At 36.7% G+C, this 24,025-nt stretch carries 22 protein-coding genes; 20 read left to right on the forward strand and 2 right to left on the reverse strand.

From position 1 onward, the window contains the following. The first annotated feature begins 74 nt into the window (after nt 1-74). Entirely contained in the window at nt 75-1,256 is a 1,182-nt protein-coding gene (locus AB3X49_RS02215; RefSeq protein ID WP_367960299.1) for a lysozyme inhibitor LprI family protein, read from the forward strand. 40 nt (nt 1,257-1,296) lie between these two features. On the opposite strand, the gene AB3X49_RS02220 is transcribed toward AB3X49_RS02215, so the two are convergent. Beyond that, on the reverse strand, nt 1,297-3,006 hold the full coding sequence (locus AB3X49_RS02220) for an Rqc2 family fibronectin-binding protein (protein WP_367960301.1): 1,710 nt from the start codon (nt 3,004-3,006) through the stop codon (nt 1,297-1,299). Between the two features lie 105 nt (nt 3,007-3,111). Here AB3X49_RS02220 and AB3X49_RS02225 point away from each other — a divergent pair, with 105 nt between their 5' ends. From AB3X49_RS02225 to spoVM, 17 genes are all read left to right on the forward strand, one after another. Further along, the gene (locus AB3X49_RS02225) at nt 3,112-5,835 is read left to right on the forward strand and encodes a calcium-translocating P-type ATPase, SERCA-type (protein WP_367960303.1); all 2,724 of its coding nucleotides are present in this window, start codon (nt 3,112-3,114) and stop codon (nt 5,833-5,835) included. Nucleotides 5,836-5,934: 99 nt separating this feature from the next. Next, nucleotides 5,935-6,810, forward strand: a complete 876-nt coding sequence (locus tag AB3X49_RS02230; protein WP_367960305.1) for a YicC/YloC family endoribonuclease — start codon at nt 5,935-5,937, stop codon at nt 6,808-6,810. 67 nt (nt 6,811-6,877) lie between these two features. Continuing rightward, the gene (remA, locus tag AB3X49_RS02235) at nt 6,878-7,141 is read left to right on the forward strand and encodes an extracellular matrix/biofilm regulator RemA (protein WP_001251456.1); all 264 of its coding nucleotides are present in this window, start codon (nt 6,878-6,880) and stop codon (nt 7,139-7,141) included. A gap of 13 nt (nt 7,142-7,154) precedes the next feature. Beyond that, complete coding sequence (gene gmk, locus AB3X49_RS02240; protein WP_002014492.1) at nt 7,155-7,772, forward strand: guanylate kinase; 618 nt, start codon at nt 7,155-7,157, stop codon at nt 7,770-7,772. 2 nt (nt 7,773-7,774) lie between these two features. After that, a complete protein-coding gene (gene rpoZ / locus AB3X49_RS02245) occupies nt 7,775-7,987 on the forward strand; it encodes a DNA-directed RNA polymerase subunit omega (RefSeq protein WP_002014493.1) in 213 nt (70 codons plus the stop codon). 197 nt (nt 7,988-8,184) lie between these two features. After that, on the forward strand, nt 8,185-9,390 hold the full coding sequence (gene coaBC / locus AB3X49_RS02250; protein ID WP_367960308.1) for a bifunctional phosphopantothenoylcysteine decarboxylase/phosphopantothenate--cysteine ligase CoaBC: 1,206 nt from the start codon (nt 8,185-8,187) through the stop codon (nt 9,388-9,390). Next, complete coding sequence (gene priA, locus AB3X49_RS02255) at nt 9,387-11,792, forward strand: primosomal protein N' (RefSeq protein WP_367960310.1); 2,406 nt, start codon at nt 9,387-9,389, stop codon at nt 11,790-11,792. The genes coaBC and priA overlap by 4 nt, the downstream gene beginning before the upstream one ends. Before the next feature lie 11 nt (nt 11,793-11,803). Then, the gene (gene def / locus AB3X49_RS02260; RefSeq protein WP_002014496.1) at nt 11,804-12,274 is read left to right on the forward strand and encodes a peptide deformylase; all 471 of its coding nucleotides are present in this window, start codon (nt 11,804-11,806) and stop codon (nt 12,272-12,274) included. 22 nt (nt 12,275-12,296) lie between these two features. After that, nucleotides 12,297-13,241 (forward strand): methionyl-tRNA formyltransferase, encoded by a 945-nt coding sequence (gene fmt / locus AB3X49_RS02265; protein WP_367960313.1) that lies wholly within the window; start codon nt 12,297-12,299, stop codon nt 13,239-13,241. Then, the gene (gene rsmB / locus AB3X49_RS02270; protein WP_002128834.1) at nt 13,238-14,572 is read left to right on the forward strand and encodes a 16S rRNA (cytosine(967)-C(5))-methyltransferase RsmB; all 1,335 of its coding nucleotides are present in this window, start codon (nt 13,238-13,240) and stop codon (nt 14,570-14,572) included. Before fmt ends, rsmB begins: the two co-directional genes overlap by 4 nt. Nucleotides 14,573-14,576: 4 nt before the next feature. Beyond that, nucleotides 14,577-15,665: a dual-specificity RNA methyltransferase RlmN gene (gene rlmN / locus AB3X49_RS02275; RefSeq protein ID WP_002014500.1), complete on the forward strand. Its 1,089-nt coding sequence runs from the start codon at nt 14,577-14,579 to the stop codon at nt 15,663-15,665. 4 nt (nt 15,666-15,669) lie between these two features. Next, nucleotides 15,670-16,422 (forward strand): Stp1/IreP family PP2C-type Ser/Thr phosphatase, encoded by a 753-nt coding sequence (locus tag AB3X49_RS02280; RefSeq protein ID WP_002014501.1) that lies wholly within the window; start codon nt 15,670-15,672, stop codon nt 16,420-16,422. An 8-nt stretch (nt 16,423-16,430) separates the two neighbouring features. Further along, nucleotides 16,431-18,404: a Stk1 family PASTA domain-containing Ser/Thr kinase gene (pknB, locus tag AB3X49_RS02285; RefSeq protein ID WP_367960316.1), complete on the forward strand. Its 1,974-nt coding sequence runs from the start codon at nt 16,431-16,433 to the stop codon at nt 18,402-18,404. Nucleotides 18,405-18,674: 270 nt separating this feature from the next. Further along, nucleotides 18,675-19,556 (forward strand): ribosome small subunit-dependent GTPase A, encoded by an 882-nt coding sequence (gene rsgA / locus AB3X49_RS02290; protein WP_002014503.1) that lies wholly within the window; start codon nt 18,675-18,677, stop codon nt 19,554-19,556. Nucleotides 19,557-19,558: 2 nt separating this feature from the next. Continuing rightward, nucleotides 19,559-20,203, forward strand: a complete 645-nt coding sequence (gene rpe / locus AB3X49_RS02295; RefSeq protein ID WP_002014505.1) for a ribulose-phosphate 3-epimerase — start codon at nt 19,559-19,561, stop codon at nt 20,201-20,203. Nucleotides 20,204-20,303: 100 nt separating this feature from the next. Next, nucleotides 20,304-20,984 (forward strand): thiamine diphosphokinase, encoded by a 681-nt coding sequence (locus tag AB3X49_RS02300; RefSeq protein WP_002014506.1) that lies wholly within the window; start codon nt 20,304-20,306, stop codon nt 20,982-20,984. Nucleotides 20,985-21,050: 66 nt separating this feature from the next. Beyond that, nucleotides 21,051-21,131 carry a stage V sporulation protein SpoVM gene (gene spoVM / locus AB3X49_RS02305; protein WP_001213599.1) on the forward strand — a complete coding sequence of 27 codons (81 nt, stop codon included), beginning with the start codon at nt 21,051-21,053 and terminating at the stop codon, nt 21,129-21,131. Nucleotides 21,132-21,203: 72 nt separating this feature from the next. On the opposite strand, the gene rpmB is transcribed toward spoVM, so the two are convergent. Further along, nucleotides 21,204-21,392, reverse strand: coding sequence for a 50S ribosomal protein L28 (gene rpmB / locus AB3X49_RS02310; protein ID WP_000124776.1), 189 nt, complete (start codon nt 21,390-21,392; stop codon nt 21,204-21,206). Nucleotides 21,393-21,770: 378 nt separating this feature from the next. Here rpmB and AB3X49_RS02315 point away from each other — a divergent pair, with 378 nt between their 5' ends. Together AB3X49_RS02315 and AB3X49_RS02320 are read left to right on the forward strand one after the other, a co-directional pair. Then, a complete protein-coding gene (locus tag AB3X49_RS02315) occupies nt 21,771-22,133 on the forward strand; it encodes an Asp23/Gls24 family envelope stress response protein (protein ID WP_367960319.1) in 363 nt (120 codons plus the stop codon). 22 nt (nt 22,134-22,155) lie between these two features. Continuing rightward, a complete protein-coding gene (locus tag AB3X49_RS02320; RefSeq protein WP_367960321.1) occupies nt 22,156-23,832 on the forward strand; it encodes a DAK2 domain-containing protein in 1,677 nt (558 codons plus the stop codon). Nucleotides 23,833-24,025: the final 193 nt, after the last annotated feature.

Consider the following 24,025-nt stretch of genomic DNA (forward strand, 5'->3'; position numbering starts at 1 on the left):
CAATAGGTAATTGTTGGGTTTCTCTCGAAGATAGGGATACGTAACGAATAAATAGGATTAAGGAATGTGAGTATATGAAAAAATTAAGTAAAGTAATGTCATTTTGCTTGGTAGTTAGTATGTTTGTTCTAGCAGGTTGTGAAAAAAGTGAAAACAAAGTTCAAGTAAATGAAAAGATTGAACAGCTTGATGAAGCACCAGAAGTGACAGGAAAAGAAGCGAAAAAGATTGTACGAAAGAGCGTAGATAGGATAGCAAACGCTTTTAGTGAGATGGAAAAAGAAAATGGATGGAGCCGAAATAATCCTGGAGATATGGAGACAGTGAAAAAAGGAGTTAAGGGATTAGTTACAGATAAGTTTGTAGAAAATCAGCTTCCTAAGTCGCTTGACACATTTAATAGGTCTAGAGAGACGGATATGTTGCCATTCCCAATTCATATTGAGCCAGACGTGAGAATAACTTGTTCACAGAAAAATGATGTTTTAAAGATTGAGACGCTTATCCTTGCAAATGATATGGGGAATGAAGCGGAGACGTGGGAATTTGTTTTAGTTTATACCGATGGAAAATGGTTAATGGATAAATGGTCATCAAATACGCCAGTAGATTTAAAGTTAACTAAAGAAGAAGCTAACGAAATTCTTAGAGTTCAAGGTTTCAAGAATGTCTCTTTCGTTAGAGAAGAGAATAGTGGAAATAAGAAATATATTTTTCAAGAAAGTAACGGAGTAGTTGCTGTGGATGCCCAAACATCTGTTATTACTCACAATGTAGATGATGAAGAGCAAGAAAAGGTAACGAAACAAGATTTTATTCAAGAGCAAGAAACAGCTAAGGGAAATGATTCCAGTACGTATACTAGTTCAAAAGAAGAGAAGCAGCCAAAAAAAGAATCTTCTTCAGTATTAGGTAAAACTAAGGCTCTAAATGAGTTAGTTGCTCTAGAAAACGAAGAAAAACATACAAATGTTATGTCAACAAATGACATAGTAAATGAAATAGAAGGAAATTATCAACTATGGGATAATAAACTAAATGAAATTTACAGTACATTAAAAAATACGATGTCAGCTGATGCATTTCAGTCATTAAAAACAAAACAGATTGCATGGGTTAAAGAAAAAGAAAGTAAAGTTACAGCGATTGGTACAGATCCAAATAATGGAACGATGAGACGTATAGAGGCTTCGGAAGAGAAATATAAGATGACAAAAGAAAGATGTTACGAATTAGTTAATGGATATATGAACTAAATTAAAGAATGCGTTGCTAGCAAGCAACGCATTTTTTAATTTACGCTTTTAATTTCATTACTGTATCAGCATCTGGTGTTACATATAATGTTTGTTGATTGTCATATGTAACAAATCCAAGTTTTGCACCGCTCGTTTTTTTGACATGGCGTACCTTTGTGAAATCTACAGGAACAGAACTAGAATCTTTTGCTTTACTGTAATAAGCAGCGATTTTAGCGGCCTCTTGTAAAGTCTCTTCCGTAGGTTCAAGAGAACGAATGACAACGTGGGACCCAGGTATGTCTTTCGTATGTAACCAAATTTCATCACGACGGGAGAATTTCGTTGTTAAATAATCATTTTGCTTATTGTTTTTACCGACGAAAATTTCTGTGCCATCACTAGCTAAATATTTGTCCAATACTGGTTTTGTCGGTTTTTTCTTTGTGTTTTTCTTCTTACGATTACGTACATAACCTTCTTCGGTCAGTTCTTCACGAATCTCTTCAATATCTTTTGAAGAAGCAACCTCCATTTGTTGAAGTAAGCTATCGAAATAAAGAATTTCTTCATTTGTTTTTACGATTTGTTCTTCTACAATAGCAACTGAATTTTTCGCTTTTTGGTACTTTTGGAAATAGCGTTGTGCATTTTCAGATGGTGTTTTTAAAGGATTTAATGTGATTTTTACAGTCCCACCATTTTCGTCGTAATAGTTAACGACTTCTATCTCTTTATCACCTTTTTTCAAAGCGTACATATTGGCTGTAAGTAGCTCTCCAAATAGTTGATATTTATCTGCTTTTCCGGCATCTTGTAATGTTTTTTCTAGTTTAATTAGCTTCTTTTCGTTTTTTGTTTTTTCATTTTGCATAAAGCGTTCTAAATCGTGAGCTTGTTGTTTTACACGATCGCGCTCTGCTTTACCAAAGAAGAAACGATCTAATAATTCACTAACAGATGAAAATGTTTTTTCGTTTCCTTGTAAGTGAGAAAGAGGGAATAGGTAAAAGAACTCTTTTCCATTTGCTGTTATCATGGCAGGCACGTACTGATGTGTTAGCAAAGGTTTTTGCAAGCTGAAGAAAGCTTCAGATAATGCTTTTTCATTTGCCATACCTGCTTTATTTACAACTTCTTTTGCAAATAATGGGGAAATTCCCATGAATGCTCCGACAAGTTGTTTGTCCATGTTGCCAGATAAAAAGTCTAGCGGTTTAATAAAATCATCTTCTGTTTCGATAAGAAGCGGATTAACTTTATGTTGTGCCGGTGGGGCAACATATTCAGCTCCAGCATATACAGTACGATGTCGGTTTACCGCTAAAGAAACGTGTTTTAAGCTATCTAAAATAACATTTGTTTTCGTATCTACTAAGATAATATTACTGTGTCGTCCCATTATTTCGATTACTAATGTTTTTACTGATTCGTCACCGATTTCATTGCGACTGCGGACTGTAATTTGAATAATACGTTCTAAGTCAATTTGTTCGATTTTTTCAATAAATCCACCTTCTAAATGTTTGCGAAGAAGCATACAAAACATCGGCGGTAGCGCTGGTGAATTGTAGTTTTGATTTGTTAAGTGCATACGCGCATATGTAGGGTGAGATGAAAGAATTAGCTTTTGGTTTTTTCCGTTTGCTCGAATATGTAATAAAACTTCATATTTTGAGGGTTGATATATTTTTGAAATTCTTCCTGTTTGAAGAGAATTTGCAATTTCATGTGTAATTGCTCTTGTAAATAATCCATCGAATGCCATGAATGAACACTCCTTTCTAACTAAAAGTTAATTATAGCATTTTTTTGGACGAGGCTGAATAAGCTTTCATTAGAGTATGTCTGGAATCAGGAGGTCGATGGCAGGATGAACTGGTATGAAATGCGAGCACATGAAGTGGAGGAAAGAACGAATACGAATGTGGAGGTAGGTCTTACAGAGCAAGAAGCAGAGGGCCGATTAAAGAAATTTGGTACAAATGAATTGCAAGAAGCAAAGCGGCCTTCTGCGCTTATGGTGTTTTTAGCGCAATTTAAAGATTTTATGGTACTTGTTTTATTTGGTGCTACAATTATTTCAGCTTTTTTAGGAGAGTATATTGATTCGATTGCAATTGTTGCAATTGTTATTATTAATGGTGTCCTCGGTTTCTTCCAAGAGAGGAAAGCTGAAAAATCGTTGGAAGCTTTAAAAGAATTGGCAGCTCCTCAAGTTACTGTACTAAGAAATGGGAAGTGGATAAAAGCGCCGTCAAAAGCGCTTGTACTAGGTGATATTATTAAATTTTCTAGTGGTGACCGTATTGGCGCGGATGTTCGCCTTGTGGAATCTTCAAGTTTATATATTGAAGAATCGGCTCTTACAGGAGAGTCATTGCCTGTACAAAAGAAGGTAGATGCGTTACAAGGTCAAGATGTTTCAATTGGTGATCAAAAAAACATGGCATTTATGGGGACGATGATAACGAGAGGTGCTGGAACAGGGGTAGTCGTAGCAACTGGAATGAATACAGCTATGGGGCAAATTGCAAATATGTTGCAAAATGCTGAGCAAATGGAAACGCCATTACAAAGAAGATTAGAACAGCTTGGAAAAATTTTAATTATTGTTGCTCTTATTTTGACGGCTCTTGTTGTACTAGCTGGTGTATATCAAGGGAATGAAGTGTATCACATGTTTTTGGCTGGGGTTTCGCTTGCTGTTGCAGCTATTCCAGAAGGATTGCCAGCTATCGTTACTGTTGCGCTATCACTTGGCGTACAGCGTATGATTAAAAAGAGGGCAATTGTGCGAAAGTTGCCAGCTGTAGAAACGTTAGGCTGTGCTTCTGTTATTTGCTCAGATAAAACAGGAACAATGACACAAAATAAAATGATGGTAACACATATGTGGTCAGGCGGAGAATTGTGGAAAGTAACAGGTCAAGGCTATGAGCCAACAGGTTCGTTTATGAAAGGTGAAGAAGTAATTGACCCTACTAAGACGAAATCACTGTATCAACTACTTACATTTGGCTGTTTATGTAATAATGCGAATGTTATTCAAAAGAAAAAGACGTATGTGTTAGATGGAGATCCAACAGAGGGAGCTCTCGTTGCTGCTGCAATGAAGGCGGGAATATCACGTGAAGCTCTTAAAGGAAAGTTTGAAGTCATTCGTGAATTTCCTTTTGATTCAACTAGAAAAATGATGAGTGTTATTGTTCGTGATCGTGAAGGTAAAAAATTTGTTATTACAAAAGGAGCACCAGATGTTCTTTTGCAAATGAGCCAAACAATTTTGTGGGGAAATAAGCAGCAGCCTTTAAGTGAAATGTATCGAAAAGAAGTGCAGGCAGCGATTCATAGTTTAGGAAGTCAAGCTTTACGAACGATTGCGGTGGCATTTAAAACGTTAAAAGCTACAGATTCAATTGAACATGAAAGAGAAGTCGAGCAGGATTTTATGCTTGTTGGAATACAAGGAATGATAGATCCACCAAGACTAGAAGTGGCGCAAGCGGTGAAAGAGTGTAAGGAAGCTGGTATTAGAACGGTAATGATTACGGGAGATCATAAAGTGACGGCAATGGCAATTGCGGAACAGCTAGGGGTTTTACCGGCGGGTGGACGCGTTGTTGAAGGTGTAGAACTTGCGAATATGGATGTAGAGGCATTAGAAGATATTGTAGAAGATACGTATGTATTCGCTCGTGTGTCTCCTGAGCATAAATTGAAAATCGTTAAGGCGCTGCAAAATAAGGGACATATAGTAGCTATGACAGGTGATGGAGTGAACGATGCTCCAGCTATTAAAACAGCTGATATAGGGATTGCGATGGGAATTACAGGGACAGATGTTGCAAAAGAAGCTTCGTCACTTGTGTTGTTAGATGATAACTTTGCTACGATTAAATCGGCGATTAAAGAAGGTAGAAACATATATGAAAATATTCGGAAGTTTATTCGGTATTTGTTAGCATCTAACGTTGGTGAAATTTTAGTTATGTTATTTGCGATGTTACTTGCACTGCCATTGCCGATGGTTCCAATTCAAATTTTATGGGTGAACTTAGTTACTGACGGTTTACCAGCGATGGCATTAGGTTTGGATAAGGCTGAAGGAGATGTGATGAAGAGAACACCACGCCATCCGAAAGAAGGGGTGTTCGCTAGAGGGCTTGCGTGGAAAATTATAAGTCGTGGTTTTCTAATCGGAGCAGTGACATTAGTAGCGTTTATTATTGCATTTAACCAGCATCCGAATGAATTGAAGTATGCACAAACGGTAGCCTTCGCAACATTAGTACTGGCTCAGCTTATTCATGTATTTGATTGTCGTAGTGAACATTCTATATTCCACCGCAACCCGTTTGGAAATATATATTTAGTAGGGGCGGTTATTATTTCTTTACTGTTAATGCTTGTAGTTATATATTATCCACCATTACAGCCGATTTTTAGCACAATGCCGATACAAGCACGAGATTGGTTGTTAATTGGAGGATTATCATCTATTCCGACCTTCTTATTAGTAGGATCCTTATTAACAAGAAAAAAGGAGAAAAAGAAAAAGCCGCTGTTATATAAGAAGGGATTAAACTTGAAATAGTCAATGATATGAAAATATGATATAATTTACAGAAGGTAGTAGAGTCGCATCTCTATTGCCTTTTTCATTGAGTTATTTCATGGCTTGGATGTGATAAAGATGATTTGTAGTATGACAGGATTTGGAAGATCGAAGGTAGAAAACGATACTTTTCAAATAACAGTAGAAATGAAGTCGGTGAACCATCGTTTTTTAGAAATGAGTATTCGGTTTCCGAAGCAAATGATGGCGTTTGAAGACAAGATTCGTAAAATAATTGCAAAGCAAGTTCGCCGTGGACGTATTGAAGTGTCTATTAGTATAACAGGTGAAGGGCTTGTTGAAAGAAAATTAACTGTGAATTGGGAACTTCTCAAGCAGTACCAATCCATTATGGAAGATATAAAAGGGAAATTTCAATTACAAGATTCTATTACACTCGGGCAACTAATGGGAATGCCAGAAGTAACGGCAGTTGAAGAAATAGAAAATGTAAATGAACAATTTGAAACCGGTTTATATGAAGCTGTTCGCCAAGCTGCTCATATGTTGAAAACGATGAGAGATGGCGAAGGAGAACGATTACATAAAGATATAGCATATCGTTTGCAAGAGATTAATAATTGTGTAAATGCAATTATTCCACATGCACCAATTGTTACACAAAAATATCGTGAACGATTAGAAAATCGCTTAAAAGAATTACATAATCAAGATTTAGATGAACAACGATTGTTGACAGAAGTAGCAATATTTGCAGAGCGTTCAGATATTCACGAAGAATTAGTTCGATTACAAAGTCATTTAGATCAATTTCGTGAAGCACTGCAAATTACAGAGCCTGTTGGAAGGAAAATGGACTTCATCGTGCAAGAGATGCATAGGGAAGTTAATACGATAGGCTCTAAGGCAAATGACTTAACAATTTCAAAATATGTCGTAGAAATGAAAAATAACCTTGAAAAAATTCGTGAACAAGTACAAAATATTGAGTAGCTTTCAAAAAATATATAAAGTTATACGTGGTGGAGAAATCGGATAGACTTACTAGGAGGCGCAAACTATGGCCATGCGGTTTTTAAATATTGGATACGGAAATATTGTATCTGCTCATCGAATTATTGCTATTGTAAGTCCGGAGTCAGCTCCTATTAAACGGACAGTACAGGAAGCGCGTGAACATAATGCTTTGCTTGATGCTACGTATGGGAGAAAAACAAGGGCGGTTATTGTTATGGATGATGGGCATGTAGTATTAAGTCCAATTCAGCCAGAGACGATTGCACATCGTTTGAATAATAAAGAAGATCTAAGTGAGGAAGGGTAGGTTTTACATATTTATGAGAAGTAGAAGAGGATTGCTCATCGTTCTTTCGGGACCTTCTGGTGTCGGGAAAGGAACGGTTCGAAAAGAGCTGTTTAGCCATGAAGACACACGTTTTCAGTACTCTATTTCAGTAACGACACGTAAACCGCGTGAAGGTGAAGTAGATGGTGTGGATTATTTCTTTAAAGAGAGAGAAGAATTTGAAGAAATGATTCGTAATGAAAAGTTACTTGAATGGGCTGAGTTCGTTGGTAATTATTACGGAACACCGATTGATTATGTTGAAAAAACGTTACAAGAAGGAAAAGATGTGTTCTTAGAAATTGAAGTGCAAGGAGCAATTCAAGTTAAGAAAGCCTTCCCAGCAGGTGTATTTATTTTCTTAGCACCTCCAAGTTTATCTGAACTAAAGAACCGAATTGTCGGCCGTGGTACAGAAACTGAAGATGTTATTGAAAATCGTTTAACTGTAGCGAAAGAAGAAATCGAAATGATGGACGCTTATGACTATGTTGTAGAAAACGATCAAGTTGAATTAGCTTGCGACCGAATTAAAGCAATTGTGGTTGGTGAACATTGCCGCCGCGAAAGAGTGGCAAAATACTATAAAGAAATGACGGAGGGTCTATAATTATGTTAAATCCATCAATTGACTCATTATTAACAAAAATCGATTCTAAATATACACTTGTAACAGTAGCTGCAAAGCGTGCACGTGAAATGCAAATTGCTGACAATTGTGTTATTGAAAAGCCTGTTTCTTATAAATGTGTAGGTAAAGCGTTAGAAGAAATCGATTTAGAAGTATTAAAATATGTACCAAGCGATGACACAATAATTGATTAAGACATTCTTTTCGACAAATTAAAACATAGACTTTATAATTTTCTATGTAACGGTAACAACCTATTTACAAGTAGGTTGTTATTTTTTTACGATAGGGATGAAAAGGAATCGAAAAAGACGGAACGAAATACTGGTACTGACGAGCTGGAAATTCTATTTCAGTAGAATAAGTTTGAAAAAGAAAGAGGACGAGTCATATGCTAAAAGGGAAAAAGATACTTCTATGTGTAACAGGAGGCATTGCAGTTTTTAAAGCGGCTGCGTTAACAAGTAAATTGACACAAGCTGGCGCTCTTGTAAAAGTAATGATGAGTGAGTCGGCAATGAAGTTTGTTACGCCTCTTACATTTCAAGCACTTTCTCGCCATGATGTATATACGGATACGTTTGATGAGAGAGACTCGGCTGTTATTGCTCATATTGATTTAGCGGATTGGGCAGATGTTGTACTTGTTGCACCTGCTACAGCTAATTGCATTGGAAAGTTAGCTGGCGGTATTGCTGATGATATGATTACAACTACTTTGTTAGCTACTACAGCTCCAGTGTGGATTGCACCTGCTATGAATGTGCATATGTATGAAAATAAAATTGTTCAAAAAAACATGATGACGTTAAAAACATTAGGATATACATTTATTGAGCCTGGGGAAGGTTTTTTAGCATGTGGTTATGTAGCAAAAGGAAGACTGGAAGAACCTGAAGCAATTATTGGACGATTAGAAGAGGCTTTCTGGGAACAACAACCATTGCAAGGAAAACGAATATTAATAACAGCTGGACCGACACGTGAAAAGATTGATCCGGTTCGTTTTATGACGAATTTTTCTTCTGGAAAGATGGGGTATGCGATCGCAGAAGTTGCAGCAGGCTTAGGTGCTGATGTCATACTTGTGTCAGGACCGACAGCATTAGAGTCACCATTACATGTCACAACAATACAAGTAGAATCTGCACAAGATATGTTAGAGGCAGTCCTTCAGCATTATCAGAGTGTGGATGTTGTCATCAAAACAGCAGCCGTTGCAGATTACCGTCCGAAATATGTTCATGATAATAAAATGAAAAAGAAAAATGGCGATGCTGTAATTGAATTAGAAAGAACAGTGGATATTTTAAAAACGTTAGGTGAGAAGAAGGACCGACAGTTACTTATCGGTTTTGCAGCTGAAACGACAAACATAGAGGAATACGCAACGAGAAAATTACGTGAGAAAAATGCAAATATGATTGTTGCGAATGACGTGAAAGCGCAAGGAGCTGGGTTTGGTACGGATACAAATATTGTGACAATGTATAGAAAAGATGGAGAAATCATTGAGCTGCCACTTTTAACGAAGAAAGAAGTGGCTCGTGAAATATTAAAGCAAATAGAAATGATGTTAGAAGATGATTATGTATGAAGTTTGCAAGTGTAATTGTTGATGTACCTGCACGTCAAACAGATCGACCGTTTGATTATATTATCCCTAAAAAATGGGAAGATATCGTGCAAACAGGAATGCGTGTAGTAGTCCCATTCGGTCCGAGGAAATTGCAAGGTTTTATTATTGGCATAAAGGATTCGGTTGAACTAGAAAGTAAAAAGTTAAAAGCGTTGTATGAAATATTAGATGTCACTCCGGTTTTAAATGATGAATTATTAAAACTTGGGTATTGGCTTACAAGTGAAACGTTATGTTATATGATTTCAGCTTTTCAGGTGATGCTTCCGACGGCGATTAAAGCAACATATAAAAAGCGTCTGCAACTTCGTAACCGAGAAGAAGTAGCACCAGAAATTCTTTCTTTATTTCAAGGGAAGGAAACGATAGATTGGGAAGTTATCGAAGCACAGCCGCACCTATATCGCACTATTCAACAAGAAATTAAAAATGGTACGACTGAAGTGGTTTATCAAGTAAAGGATAAAGTGCAGAAGAAGAAACAAAGAGTAGTTCAACCGGAGTTGCCGGCAGATAAATTGGAATTAGCAGCATTTGAACTGAAAAGTAAAAAACAACAAGATGTACTCTATTATTTTGTAGAAAACTACAAAAGTGTACCGTTAAAAAATTTAACAGAAGAATTACAAATAACAGATGCTCCAATAAAAGCACTTGTTAAAAAGGGTCTAATCTCAGAAAAGTATGTAGAGGTATACCGGAGTCCGTATGACGATGATGATTTTGAACAAACGAAACCATTTCCGCTTACTGAGGAACAAAAACAAGTAATTACACCGATTTTGTCATCAATTACAAATGAAACTTACAATCCATTTTTACTATATGGTGTTACAGGAAGTGGTAAGACTGAAGTGTATTTACAATCTATAGCAGCGGTGCTCGAGAAAGGAAAAGAAGCAATTGTGCTTGTTCCTGAAATTGCGCTAACGCCCCAGATGGTAGATCGCTTTAAAGGTAGGTTCGGTTCGCAAGTTGCAGTTCTTCACAGTGCGCTTTCTGTTGGCGAGAAATATGATGAATGGCGAAAGATATTAAGAAAAGAAGTGAAAGTTGTAGTTGGTGCGCGTTCAGCTATCTTTGCTCCATTCGAAAATTTAGGAATCATTATTATTGATGAAGAGCATGAATCAAGTTATAAGCAAGAGGATAACCCAAAGTATCATGCAAGAGATGTAGCAGTGTGGAGAGGACAATACCATAAGTGTCCAATCGTTCTCGGAAGTGCAACGCCGACACTTGAATCGTTTGCTAGAGCGAAAAAAGGTGTCTATGGGTTGCTTACAATGGAAAAACGTATGAACAAACAAGCTTTGCCGACTGTAGAAATTGTTGATATGCGTGAAGAGCTTCGTGATGGAAATCGCTCAATGTTTTCAAAGGCACTGCATGAAAAAATAGCAGATCGATTAGAAAAGAAAGAACAAATGGTTCTCTTTTTAAATAGAAGGGGTCATTCTACGTTTGTGATGTGTCGTGATTGTGGGTATGTCGTACAATGTCCGCATTGTGATATTTCGTTGACATATCACAAAATGAACCATCGTTTAAAATGTCATTATTGTAGTCATGAGGAAAATATGCCAACGGAGTGTCCCTCTTGTAATAGTACGTATATTCGTTTCTTTGGTACAGGGACGCAAAAGGTTGAAGAAGAAATCACAAAACTATTCCCTGAGGCGCGGGTCATTCGAATGGATGTGGATACAACAAGCCGTAAAGGAATGCATGAAAAATTATTAAAGGCGTTTGGTGAAGAGAAAGCAGATATATTACTTGGAACACAAATGATTGCAAAAGGGCTTGATTTTCCGAAGGTGACGCTTGTTGGCGTTTTAACGGCGGATACGATGCTTCATCTACCTGATTTTCGGGCGAGTGAAAAGACGTATCAGCTATTGACACAAGTAAGTGGACGTGCAGGAAGACATGAATTGCCAGGTGAAGTTGTAATTCAAACGTATACGCCGGAACATTACAGTGTAGAATTAGCAAAGAATCAACAATATGATGTATTTTATGAGCACGAAATGCAAATGAGGCAAATGAGACAATATCCGCCATATTACTACGTTGTACTTGTAACTGTATCGCATCCAGAATTATTAAAGGCAGTCCAAGTGACGGAAAAAATTGTCGGTCATTTACGAACGCATTGTTCAAGGCAAACAATGGTGTTAGGGCCGGTTGCTTCAGCAATTCCAAGGATAAAAGATAGATATCGTTACCAATGCATGATAAAATACAAACGGGAACCAAACTTAAAGAACGTGCTCAAAATGGTAAATGAACATTATCAAGCAGAAATGCAAAAAGAGCTACAAATCTCAATTGATTTTAATCCAACAATGTTAATGTAGCGGAGGGAAATATGGCAGTTTTAGAAATTGTAAAGCATCCAAATGAAGTGTTAGAAACACCATGCGAAAGAGTAATTAACTTTGATAAAAAGTTAGTGAAATTGTTAAAAGATATGCATGAAACAATGTTAATTGCAGACGGAGTTGGTCTAGCTGCGCCACAAGTGGGTGTAAGCTTACAAGTTGCTGTTGTTGATATAGGTGATGATACGGGTAAAATTGAATTAATTAATCCTGTTATTTTAGAAAAACGTGGTGAACAAGTAGGTCCCGAAGGCTGCTTAAGCTTTCCGGGACTTTATGGTGAAGTGGAGCGTGCAGATTACATTAAAGTACGTGCACAAAATCGTCGCGGTAAAATATTTTTATTAGAAGCGGATGACTTCTTAGCGCGTGCAATTCAGCATGAAATCGATCATTTACACGGTGTTTTATTTACATCTAAAGTGAAAAGGTATTATGAAGCAGGCGAATTAGAATAGGTTTAAAAGGAGCGGTTTTTGAATGATGAAAGTAGTATTTATGGGGACACCGGACTTTTCTGTGCCGGTGCTTCGTCGTCTTATCGAGGACGGATATGACGTAGTTGGTGTTGTAACGCAACCTGATCGTCCAGTTGGTAGAAAAAAGGTTTTAACACCTACTCCTGTTAAAGTAGAAGCGGAGAAATATGGTATTCCAGTAGTACAGCCGTTAAAAATTCGCGAAAAAGACGAATATGAAAAAGTATTAGCACTAGAGCCAGACTTAATTGTAACAGCAGCATTTGGACAAATCGTACCGAATGAAATTTTAGAAGCGCCAAAGTATGGATGTATTAATGTCCACGCATCATTACTTCCAGAACTTCGCGGTGGTGCACCAATTCATTATGCGATCATGGAAGGTAAAGAGAAAACAGGTATTACAATTATGTATATGGTAGAAAAATTAGATGCTGGCGATATATTAACGCAAGTAGAAGTAGAAATTGAAGAGCGTGAAACAACAGGTTCATTATTTGATAAGTTAAGCGAAGCAGGAGCACACCTTTTATCTAAAACGGTTCCTTTACTAATTCAGGGTAAACTAGAACCAATTAAACAAAGTGAAGCTGAAGTGACGTTTGCATATAATATAAAACGTGAGCAAGAGATAATTGATTGGACAAAATCAGGTGAAGAAGTATACAATCACATTCGCGGATTGAATCCATGGCCAGTTGCTTATACGACTTTGGCAGGACAAGTTATTAAAGTATGGTGGGGAGAGAAGGTCTCTATTACAGAGAAAGCTGAACCAGGTACAATAGTAGCTCTTGAAGAAGATGGATTTGTTGTTGCAACAGGGAACGAGACAGGCGTAAAAATCACTGAATTGCAACCATCTGGTAAAAAGCGTATGAGTTGTTCACAATTTTTACGTGGAACAAAACCTGAAATTGGTACGAAGTTAGGAGAAAATGCATGAGACAAAATGTTCGTGAGTTAGCTCTGGATGGCTTAATTCAAGTAGAAAAAAGTGGTGCATATAGCAACTTACTTTTAAATAATTTGATTGAAAAAAATACAATTGACAGAAAAGATATTGGTTTATTAACTGAAATGGTATATGGAACAATTCAACGTCGTGACACACTAGATTATTATTTACAACCATTTTTAAGAAAAAAGGTTGAAGCGTGGGTAAGAGTGTTGCTTCGCCTATCTCTATATCAAATGCTATATTTAGACCGAGTTCCAGAAAGAGCGGCTATTCATGAAGCAGTTGAGATTGCAAAGCGTCGTGGGCATAAAGGGATTTCAGGCATGGTGAACGGAGTATTGCGTTCAATTCAGCGAGAAGGTGTACCTTCGTTAGAAGAAATCGAAAATCCAGTAGAACGACTTGCGATTGCAACGAGTCATCCAATGTGGCTTGTACAAGAATGGGCATCCGAATATGGTTTAGAGACAGCAGAGAAAATGTGTGAAGTAAATATGTTGCCACCTGTACCAACAGCACGTGTAAATGTTGATAAAGTAACGGTAGAAGAAGCGGTTGCGTTATTAGCTGATGAGGGTATAGAAGCAAAACGTGGCGAATTGTCAGAGGATGCAATTCAAATTGAAAGAGGAAATGTCGCACATACAGAAGCGTTCAAAAAAGGTTTCCTTTCTATTCAAGATGAAAGCTCAATGCTTGTAGCACGTGCTTTAGAACCGAATAAAGGAGATACAGTTCTAGATAGTTGTGCTGCTCCTGGCGGAAAAACAACTCATATTGCAGAGCGTTTGGACGGAACTGGTAAGGTAATGTCGCTTGATTTACACGCACATAAAGTACGTTTAATTGAACAACAGGCGAAGAGACTTGGTTTAGAAAATGTAGAAACGATGGCTTTAGATGCTAGAAAAGTTCAAGAGCATTTTGCAAATGAATCTTTTGACAAAATATTAGTAGATGCACCATGTTCTGGATTTGGTGTTATTAGACGTAAACCTGATATTAAGTTAGGTAAAGATAAGGGCGATAGTGAAAGGTTATCAACGATTCAACTTGCGATACTAGAAAAAATAGCACCATTGTTAAAACAAGGTGGTCGCCTTGTTTATAGTACGTGCACAATTGAAAAAATAGAAAATGAACAAGTAATAAAGCAATTTTTACAAGAGCATCCTGAATTTGAATGGGATACTACGATAAAAGATCGCATGCCAGAAAAGTTAAATCCGTATATTGATGAAGGTCAAGTGCGAATTTTACCGCATTATTTTGCAACAGATGGCTTTTATATTGCTTGTTTAAGAAAGAAGGTGTAGCATCATGGAAACGACTGTAAAAAAACAAAAGAAAAATCTAGAAACAAAGAAACCATCAATTTATTCTTTACAACTTCATGAAATGCAAGATTGGTTAAAGGAACAAGGAGAACCTAAGTTCCGTGCAGGACAAATTTTTGATTGGCTATATAAAAAACGTGTAAAAAATTATGAGGATATGTCAAACCTTGCTAAAGGATTGCGCGATAAATTGTCGAATTCCTTTGATATTACTACTTTAAACACTTTAGTAAAACAAACGTCTTCGGATGGAACGATTAAATTCCTATTCCAGTTATACGATGGATACTCTATTGAAACTGTACTAATGCGACATGAATATGGAAATTCCATTTGTGTAACAACACAGGTGGGTTGCCGCATTGGCTGTACGTTCTGTGCTTCTACACTTGGTGGGTTAAAACGAAACTTAGAGGCTGGAGAAATTGTAGCGCAAGTAGTAGAAGTTCAGCGTGCGCTTGATGAAACAGAAGAACGTGTAAGTTCTCTTGTTGTTATGGGAATTGGAGAACCATTTGATAATTATGATAACTTAATGTCATTCTTACGCATTGTAAATCATGAAAAAGGAATTCATATTGGTGCAAGACATATGACAGTTTCAACAAGTGGAATTGTTCCAAAAATTTATAAGTTCGCTGAAGAAGATATGCAAATTAATTTTGCGATTTCATTGCATGCTGCAAATACAGAGATACGTTCAAAATTAATGCCGATCAACCGTGCTTATAAGCTACCTGATTTAATGGAAGCTGTTAAATACTATGTAAATAGAACAGGGCGTCGTATTACATTTGAATATGGCTTATTTGGAGGAGAAAATGACCAAGTTGAGCACGCTGAAGAACTTGCTGCGCTCTTAAAAGGTGTAAAATGTCATGTAAACTTAATTCCGGTAAACTACGTGCCAGAACGTGATTATGTACGTACGCCACGAGAGCAAATTTTCTTATTTGAAAAGACGCTAAAAGATCGTGGAGTGAATGTAACCATTCGCCGTGAACAAGGTCATGATATTGATGCAGCCTGCGGTCAGTTGCGTGCAAAGGAGCGCAAAGAAGAGACGAGGTGACTAGATGAAAGCCGTGTTTCTATCGGATAAAGGAAAAGTTCGTCAACATAATGAAGATAGTGCAGGAGTTTTTCGCAATTTAGATGGAAATATTTTAGCGGTAGTAGCAGATGGAATGGGAGGTCATCGAGCTGGCGATGTAGCTAGCTCGATGGCTATTCAATTATTCCATGATTATTGGAAGCAAACGCATAATATGAATGAGCCTAAAAAGGTAGAAAAGTGGTTACATACTAACGTTGGAATTATTAATGAGCGCATATATGCTTACTCTAAGCAGCATGCAGAATGTAATGGCATGGGAACAACACTTATAATAGCCATTTGTACATCGAATTTTGTGACGATAGGTCATATAGGAGATAGTCGGTGTTATATGGTATCAGAGGGGAAAATGACGCTTGTAACGGAAGATCATTCGCTTGTAAATGAACTTGTGAGACATGGCGAAATTTCAAAGGAAGATGCAGAATATCACCCGAAAAAGAATGTTTTGTTAAGAGCATTAGGAAATGAAGAAACAGTTGGATTAGATGTTAAAACATTGGTGCTTGAAGAAGATGATCAATTACTTCTTTGCTCGGATGGATTGTCTAACAAAGTTTCTATTGCTGATATGCAACAAATTTTACAATTGAATGAACAGCTCGAGGCGAAGGGAGAGCATCTCATTCAATTAGCAAATGATCGTGGTGGAGAAGATAATATTACCCTCGTTATTATTGATTATACGGATTCGACAAACGAAAGTAGGTGAAGTGCAACGTGCTGATTGGAAAACGCTTAAATGACCGTTATAAGCTGCTGAAAATGATTGGTGGTGGAGGAATGGCCAATGTATATTTAGCTCATGATGATATACTCGGCCGAGATGTAGCGGTAAAAATATTAAGACTCGACTATTCAAATAATGAAGAGTTTATTAAACGTTTCCATCGAGAAGCGCAATCTGTTACAACGTTGTCGCATCCAAATATTGTGAATATGTATGATGTTGGGGAAGAGGATGATATATATTATCTTGTAATGGAATATGTACCTGGACGAACATTGAAGCAATACATAATTGATCGAGGGATGTTACCGATAGGAGAGGCTCTTGATATAATGGAGCAGTTAACGTCCGCTATGGCACACGCCCATCATTTTGAGATTGTACATCGTGATATTAAACCGCACAATATTTTGATTCGAGATGACGGAGTGGTCAAAGTAACAGACTTTGGAATTGCGACAGCTACAAGTGCAGCAACGATTACACATACAAATTCGGTGCTCGGTTCGGTGCATTATTTATCACCAGAACAAGCGCGCGGCGGTATAGCGAATAAACAATCAGATATTTATTCACTTGGGATTGTTATGTTTGAATTGTTAACAGGAAGACAACCGTTTTCTGGTGAATCTGCTGTTGCAATTGCGTTAAAACATTTACAAAATGAAATGCCATCTCCAAAAAGATGGAATGAAAATATTCCACAAAGTGTTGAAAATATTATATTAAAGGCAACTGCGAAAGATCCGTTCCATCGATATCAATCTGCTAACGCGATGAAACGAGATATTGAAACAGCACTATACCCAGAACGAATAAATGAACAACCATTTTACATACCAGAAGATATGGAAGCAACGAAAGCGATTCCAATTATTCAACAAGAACAACTATTTCAAAATGTAAGTGATGAAACGATTGTATTAAAAGGAAGTAAAGTGGATGAACAAGTAAGAAAAGAAGAGACCAAATCAGGTAAGAAGAAAAAGCGAAATAATAAATGGCTGAAAGTTTTAATTACAACATTTTTACTTTTAGCGATAGGGATAACATTAGCACTTACTGTTATTCCAGGCTTCTTTATTCCGAAAGATGTGAAGGTTCCTGATGTGGCTGATATGAAATATACGACAGCTGTAAATACATTAGTTGAAAAAGGTTTTGAAGTTACTGAACCTAATCTTGTATATACAGATGATGTTGAAGCCGGAAACGTGATAAAAACAGATCCTATAGCAGGAAGAGTAGTGAAAGAAAACTCTAAAATTACTATCTATCAATCAGGTGGGAAAAAGAAAAGTAAGATGCGTGATTTGACAGGAAAAGATTTCGAGAGTATAAGAGCTGAGTTAGAAGAAAAATATAAACAAGTTACAATAAATTATATTGAAAATGATAAGCCGAAAGGTGAAATTGTAGAGCAAATACCAACGCCTGATCAAATGGTTATAGAGACAGAACAAGAGCTGAAAATTTGGGTAAGTAAAGGACCTTATCAAATAAGACCAGGTGATTTTTCAGGATGGACTGAAAATAGTGTAAAAGGTTATTTAAATGAAAGAAAGCTTGTTTCTGATATACAAAGAGAGTATTCAGATAAGGTTGATAAAGGTCTTGTTATTTCACAGTTACCAAAGCCTGGGACACCTTTAAAAGAAGGAGATAAAGTATCGATTGTTATCTCCGATGGTCCGAAGCCTAAAGTGACGAAAACGGTAAAAGTGGATAACATTTCTATCCCATATGAAGCTTCTGCAACAGGTGAGAAAAAGCCGCAAACAATAGAAATTTATAAAGAAGATATGCAGCAAAAAATGGATAAACCAGTTGAAACGAGAACAATTACTGAGTCAGCGATTATTTCTTTAGAATTTGTAATTCAAGAAGGTGCAAAGGGACACTATAAAATTGTCCGAGATGGAGTAACGATTATGGACAAGGAAGTACCATATCCAGCTCAATAATAGTGAATTCCATCGTCCTTATATAGAAGATGGAATTTATTACTCTTGCCTGTTATGCTGTCTACATCGTGGACTGTATAACAGGCAAAAATATATGATTCAAAAAGCTGTAAAAGTGATACTGTTGTAAATAATATTTCAAATTTGATGATAGATTAAATATATGAACCTGGATATATATTTGGTGGGCTTTGAACTAATTGTTTAAAGAACGCTAGTCTATTCATATTTAATTGCAGTTTCATTTTATACAAAATAAAGGAGAATTATATGCCAGAAGGAAAAATTGTAAAAGCTCTAAGTGGGTTTTATTATGTGCAGAATGAGGAAGGGATTACACAATGTCGCGGGCGTGGTGTATTTAGAAAGAATAAAATTACGCCACTTGTAGGAGACCAAGTTGTTTTTCAAGCGGATAATCCGAATGAAGGTTATGTGTTAGAAGTATTTGATCGGAAAAATGAACTTGTTAGACCTCCTATTGCTAATGTTGATCAAGCTATTCTTGTTTTCTCTGCGGTAGAACCAGATTTTAATCCAGGACTGTTAGATCGATTTTTAGTATTAATTGAATATCATAACATTAAACCAATTATTTGTATTAGTAAGATGGATTTAGTAGATGAAAAAATGAGAGAAACTGTTGAATCTTATGCAAATGATTATCGTGAAATGGGTTATGATGTGTTGTTTACTTCTATAAATACATCGGAAAGTATTGATATTCTGAAACCATTCTTAGAAGGTTGTATTTCCGTCGTTGCAGGCCAATCTGGTGTTGGGAAATCTTCAATGCTAAACGTATTACGTCCAGATTTAGAATTGAAAACTAATGATATTTCTTCACATTTAGGACGTGGAAAGCATACGACAAGACACGTAGAATTAATTACAGTTGGAAGCGGACTTGTTGCGGATACACCTGGTTTTAGTTCGCTTGATTTCATAGATATAGAGGTAGAAGATCTTACATATTGTTTTCCAGAGTTGAAAGAAGCGAGCCAATACTGTAAATTTAGAGGGTGTACACACCTTGCTGAACCGAAATGTGCGGTGAAAGCTGCGGTTGAAGAAGGAAAGATTACCGAATATCGTTATAAGAATTACAAACAATTCGTAGAAGAAATTAGAGAGAGAAAGCCGAGGTATTAGTCATGATTAAAATTGCACCATCGATTTTATCAGCAGATTTTTCAAGATTAGGGGAAGAGATTAAAGATGTAGAAAAAGGCGGAGCTGACTACATTCACGTCGATGTAATGGATGGGCATTTCGTACCAAATATTACGATTGGACCATTAATTGTAGAAGCAATCCGTCCGATTACATCATTACCGTTAGATGTACATTTAATGATTGAAAATCCTGATAACTATATCCCAACTTTCGCAAAAGCGGGAGCGGATATTATTACTGTTCATGTAGAAGCGTGTCCTCATTTACATCGTACAATTCAGTTAATTAAATCTCATGACATTAAAGCAGGGGTTGTATTAAATCCGCATACTCCAGTTTCAACGATTGAGCATGTATTAGAAGATATAGACATGGTATTACTTATGACAGTAAATCCTGGATTTGGCGGGCAGAAGTTTATTCATTCTGTATTACCGAAAATCAAACAAGTTGCAGAAATGGTTAAAGAGCGAAATCTAGAAGTGGAAATTGAAGTTGATGGTGGTGTCAACGCTGAAACGGCAAGACTTTGTATTGAAGCAGGAGCGAATGTTCTTGTAGCGGGATCAGCAGTATACAATCAAAAAGACCGCGGTGAAGCAATTCGTGTAATTCGCGGATAAAGAATGAACGAACCTTTATCCTAGTGAAGCTTCTAGTTCATTAAGACTTCACTATTTATACATGTTAGAGTGGCAAATAAGGAGAAAGGCAATCTACCGAATGGCAGATTGCCTTTTTACAATAGAAGGGGAAGGAAAAATGATTATTCATATTTTAGCGGGAGGACCTGCAGAATACTGCGCAGATTTTTCGCGGTATGAAAATGAAGAAGTAGTTTGGGCGGCCGTTGATAGAGGAGTGTACCGTTTGTTGAAAAGAGGAATCACTCCGGCTGTTGCGTTTGGGGATTATGATTCAGTTACTGATGAGGAATTAGCATGGATGAGGCAGCAAACAAATGAATTACATATCGTCCCGCGAGAAAAAGATCAAACAGATTTAGAAATTGCAATTAGCTGGGCTTTAGAACAGAAACCAAAATTAATTCGTATTTTTGGTGCTACTGGTGGAAGACTTGATCATGGTTTAGCAAATATTCAGATGCTTTTAAAGGGATTAGAAGTAAATATAGAAATGTGTATTGTGGACAATAAAAATGAAATAATGGTGAAAAAGTTTGGTATGTATATAATTGAAGGAAACGAACATTTTCCATACGTATCATTTGTACCAGTTACTGAAAGGGTAGAAGGTATTACACTTCACGGTTTTAAGTATCCCCTTACTAATAAAACAATAGAGTGGGGATCGACACTTTGTATTAGTAATGAACTCGTTGAGGAAAAAGGTACTTTTTCATTCACTTCTGGCATATTAATGATGATAAGAAGCACTGATTGAAGAAACAATTTTGCTCCTTGCATCATATAGTGAACAAGTGGAGTAATGGGGATTAGGAGGGAAACCATGAGATTTTATACAATTAAGTTACCTAAATTTCTTGGTGGAATTGTTCGTGCGATGTTAAATACCTTCAAAAAAGACTAAAAAAAGCACCTATTACGGTGCTTTTTCCAATGGTATAATAAAAAAAGAGCCTAGCGGCTCTTTTTTTTATTATTAAACACGTTCGATTTTGCCAGATTTTAATGCTCTAGCAGAAACGTAAACACGTTGAACTTTTCCGTCGATGCGTACGCGAACTTTTTGAAGGTTAGCGCCCCATTTACGTTTTGTAGCGTTCATTGCGTGAGAACGAGAGTTACCAGAACGAGCTTTTCTTCCAGTGATAGCACAAACACGAGCCATTTATATTTCCCTCCCTTAACTACCGTAACATACGTAATTTTTCAATATTAGTCTTTTATGCGATGCTAAAAACACTACTATAATTTAACACAACTAAAAAGAGAATGCAACACCGTAGGAAAAAGAAATCAAGAAAAAATACTTGACACTATATGTCAATGAAGAAAAGGTGAAATCAAGAAAAATTGCTTGACATATTATAGTGGTACATGTTGTATAATAACAATGGACTATTTTGCTCATCATAAAAAAATGTAATTTAAAACATAAAATATGAGAGTGAAAAAGAAAGAACGATGGAATTTTCTTTAAAAAGATTATATGATAGTAACTAAAGTAGTCTAGCTCACTTTCACCATTTATGAAGGGGGAAACGAGATGTCAATTGAAATTAAAACGAAGTACGGTCAAATTGATATTAGTACAGATGTAATTGCAACAATTGCTGGAGGTGCCGCAGTAGATTGCTACGGTATCGTAGGTATGGCATCAAAAAATCAGTTAAAAGATGGATTAACAGAAATTTTACGAAAAGAAAACTTCACTAGAGGCGTTATTGTTCGTGAAAATGAAGATGAAGTACATATTGATATGTATATTATTGTGAGCTATGGTACGAAAATTTCAGAAGTAGCACATAACGTGCAGACTAAAGTGAAATATACATTAGATCAAACTGTAGGACTAGCAGTAGATTCTGTAAACATCTACGTACAAGGAGTTAAAGTAATAAACTTGTAATGTGCATTAAGGAGGAAAATCTGTGTCAATTCAAAAAATTGATGGAAAACGTTTATCACAAATGATCATTCAAGGAGCCAATAATTTAACAAATAATGTTCAGCTTGTTGATGCATTAAACGTATTCCCAGTTCCAGATGGCGATACCGGTACAAACATGAACTTATCAATGACTTCAGGCGCACGTGAAGTGAAAGCAAATCCTTCGCAGCATGCTGGTAAAGTCGGTGTAAGTTTAGCCAAAGGATTATTAATGGGAGCTCGTGGTAACTCTGGGGTTATTTTATCTCAGTTATTCCGTGGTTTCTCTAAATCCATTGAACAAAAAGAAGAATTAACGACAGTTGATTTTGCTGCAGCTTTAGAAGCTGGAGTAGAGGCAGCTTACAAAGCGGTTATGAAACCAATTGAAGGAACGATTTTAACGGTTGCAAGAGAAACGGGTAAATATGCAGTGACAGTTGCGAAAAAACAGCGCGACTTTGTTTTGTTTATGGAAGACGTTGTAAAAGAAGCAAACGCATCGTTAAATCGTACGCCAGATTTATTACCTGTATTAAAACAAGTTGGCGTTGTAGATAGCGGTGGTAAAGGTCTTGTTGTTGTATATGAAGGATTTTTAGCTGACTTAAAAGGAGAAACGATTTCTTCTGATATGCCTGCCCAACCATCTATGAATGACATGGTACGTGCAGAACATCACCGTAGTGTACAAAGCCAATTGAGTACAGAAGATATTAAGTATGGATATTGTACGGAGTTCATGGTGAAATTAGAGCCTGGAAAAATGAAGAAACATAATTTCTCTGAACAAAAATTCCGTGAAGATATTAGTGTGTACGGAGATTCACTACTTGTTGTATCGGATGATGAGGTTGTAAAGGTTCATATTCATGCGGAACATCCTGGAGATCCTATGAACTATGGACAACGTTACGGTAGTCTAATTAAGATCAAAGTAGAAAATATGCGTGAACAGCATACTGCTTTATTAGATGAACCTAGCATGGTACCTGAACAAACGAATCAGCCAATAGAGAAACAACCGTATGGTATTGTAACTGTAGCTATGGGATCGGGTATTAAAACTCTATTTGAGAGCATTGGTGCAACGAAAGTTATCGAAGGTGGCCAAACGATGAATCCGAGTACGGAGGATATTGTGAAGGCGATTGAAGAGGCGAATGCTGAAAAAATCATCATCTTACCAAATAACGGGAATATCGTGATGGCAGCAGAACAAGCAGCGTCAGTTGTAGAACAAGAAGTTATTGTTATTCGTTCAAAAACAGTTCCTCAAGGTATGGCTGCAATGTTAGCATTTAATCCAGTTGGAACGCTAGAAGAGAATGAAGAAAACATGAAAGAAGCTTTAGCTCATGTGAAAACAGGTCAGATTACGTATGCTGTTCGTGATACGGAAATTGACGGTGTAGCGATTCAAAAAGATGATTTCATGTGTATTGCAGATGGGGAAATTGTATCTACAAATGTTGAGAAAGTAGGAGCTGCAAAGCAATTACTAGAAGCGCTAATTGATGAGGATTCTGAAATCGTAACGATTCTACAAGGTGAAGATGCAACAGATGAAGAAGTGGCTAAATTAGTTGCGTTTGTAGAAGAGAACTTTGAAGATGCAGAAGTAGAAGTACATGCAGGGAACCAACCGGTGTATTCTTTCATCTTCTCTGTAGAATAAGAAAAGATTCGATTTGAAAATAAATGGGTTACTTACTTGCTAATGGATAAGAAATAGTGATATGAAGTTTATTACTAGTTTTTATTCAAAAGGCTAGCATATTGATGATAGAAAAGAGCCTTGCTGCTAATAGTGAGGCTCTTTTCTTACGTATTGTACAACTTTGTTTTATCCCGCTATTTGTGGGCAGTAA

Source organism: Bacillus sp. C30, assembly GCF_040838255.1.
Lineage (GTDB): Bacteria > Bacillota > Bacilli > Bacillales > Bacillaceae_G > Bacillus_A > Bacillus_A mycoides.

Coding starts and splice junctions, on each gene's coding strand:
- coaBC (WP_367960308.1), top strand. CDS start 8,185: ATGCTAAAAGGGAAAAAGATACTTCTATGTGTAACAGGAGGCATTGCA.
- AB3X49_RS02225 (WP_367960303.1), top strand. CDS start 3,112: ATGAACTGGTATGAAATGCGAGCACATGAAGTGGAGGAAAGAACGAAT.
- AB3X49_RS02315 (WP_367960319.1), top strand. CDS start 21,771: ATGTCAATTGAAATTAAAACGAAGTACGGTCAAATTGATATTAGTACA.
- rpoZ (WP_002014493.1), top strand. CDS start 7,775: ATGTTAAATCCATCAATTGACTCATTATTAACAAAAATCGATTCTAAA.
- AB3X49_RS02220 (WP_367960301.1), bottom strand. CDS start 3,006: ATGGCATTCGATGGATTATTTACAAGAGCAATTACACATGAAATTGCA.
- rpmB (WP_000124776.1), bottom strand. CDS start 21,392: ATGGCTCGTGTTTGTGCTATCACTGGAAGAAAAGCTCGTTCTGGTAAC.
- spoVM (WP_001213599.1), top strand. CDS start 21,051: ATGAGATTTTATACAATTAAGTTACCTAAATTTCTTGGTGGAATTGTT.
- priA (WP_367960310.1), top strand. CDS start 9,387: ATGAAGTTTGCAAGTGTAATTGTTGATGTACCTGCACGTCAAACAGAT.
- AB3X49_RS02215 (WP_367960299.1), top strand. CDS start 75: ATGAAAAAATTAAGTAAAGTAATGTCATTTTGCTTGGTAGTTAGTATG.
- rlmN (WP_002014500.1), top strand. CDS start 14,577: ATGGAAACGACTGTAAAAAAACAAAAGAAAAATCTAGAAACAAAGAAA.
- AB3X49_RS02230 (WP_367960305.1), top strand. CDS start 5,935: ATGATTTGTAGTATGACAGGATTTGGAAGATCGAAGGTAGAAAACGAT.
- fmt (WP_367960313.1), top strand. CDS start 12,297: ATGATGAAAGTAGTATTTATGGGGACACCGGACTTTTCTGTGCCGGTG.
- remA (WP_001251456.1), top strand. CDS start 6,878: ATGGCCATGCGGTTTTTAAATATTGGATACGGAAATATTGTATCTGCT.
- rpe (WP_002014505.1), top strand. CDS start 19,559: ATGATTAAAATTGCACCATCGATTTTATCAGCAGATTTTTCAAGATTA.
- AB3X49_RS02280 (WP_002014501.1), top strand. CDS start 15,670: ATGAAAGCCGTGTTTCTATCGGATAAAGGAAAAGTTCGTCAACATAAT.
- gmk (WP_002014492.1), top strand. CDS start 7,155: ATGAGAAGTAGAAGAGGATTGCTCATCGTTCTTTCGGGACCTTCTGGT.
- rsgA (WP_002014503.1), top strand. CDS start 18,675: ATGCCAGAAGGAAAAATTGTAAAAGCTCTAAGTGGGTTTTATTATGTG.
- rsmB (WP_002128834.1), top strand. CDS start 13,238: ATGAGACAAAATGTTCGTGAGTTAGCTCTGGATGGCTTAATTCAAGTA.
- def (WP_002014496.1), top strand. CDS start 11,804: ATGGCAGTTTTAGAAATTGTAAAGCATCCAAATGAAGTGTTAGAAACA.
- AB3X49_RS02300 (WP_002014506.1), top strand. CDS start 20,304: ATGGCAGATTGCCTTTTTACAATAGAAGGGGAAGGAAAAATGATTATT.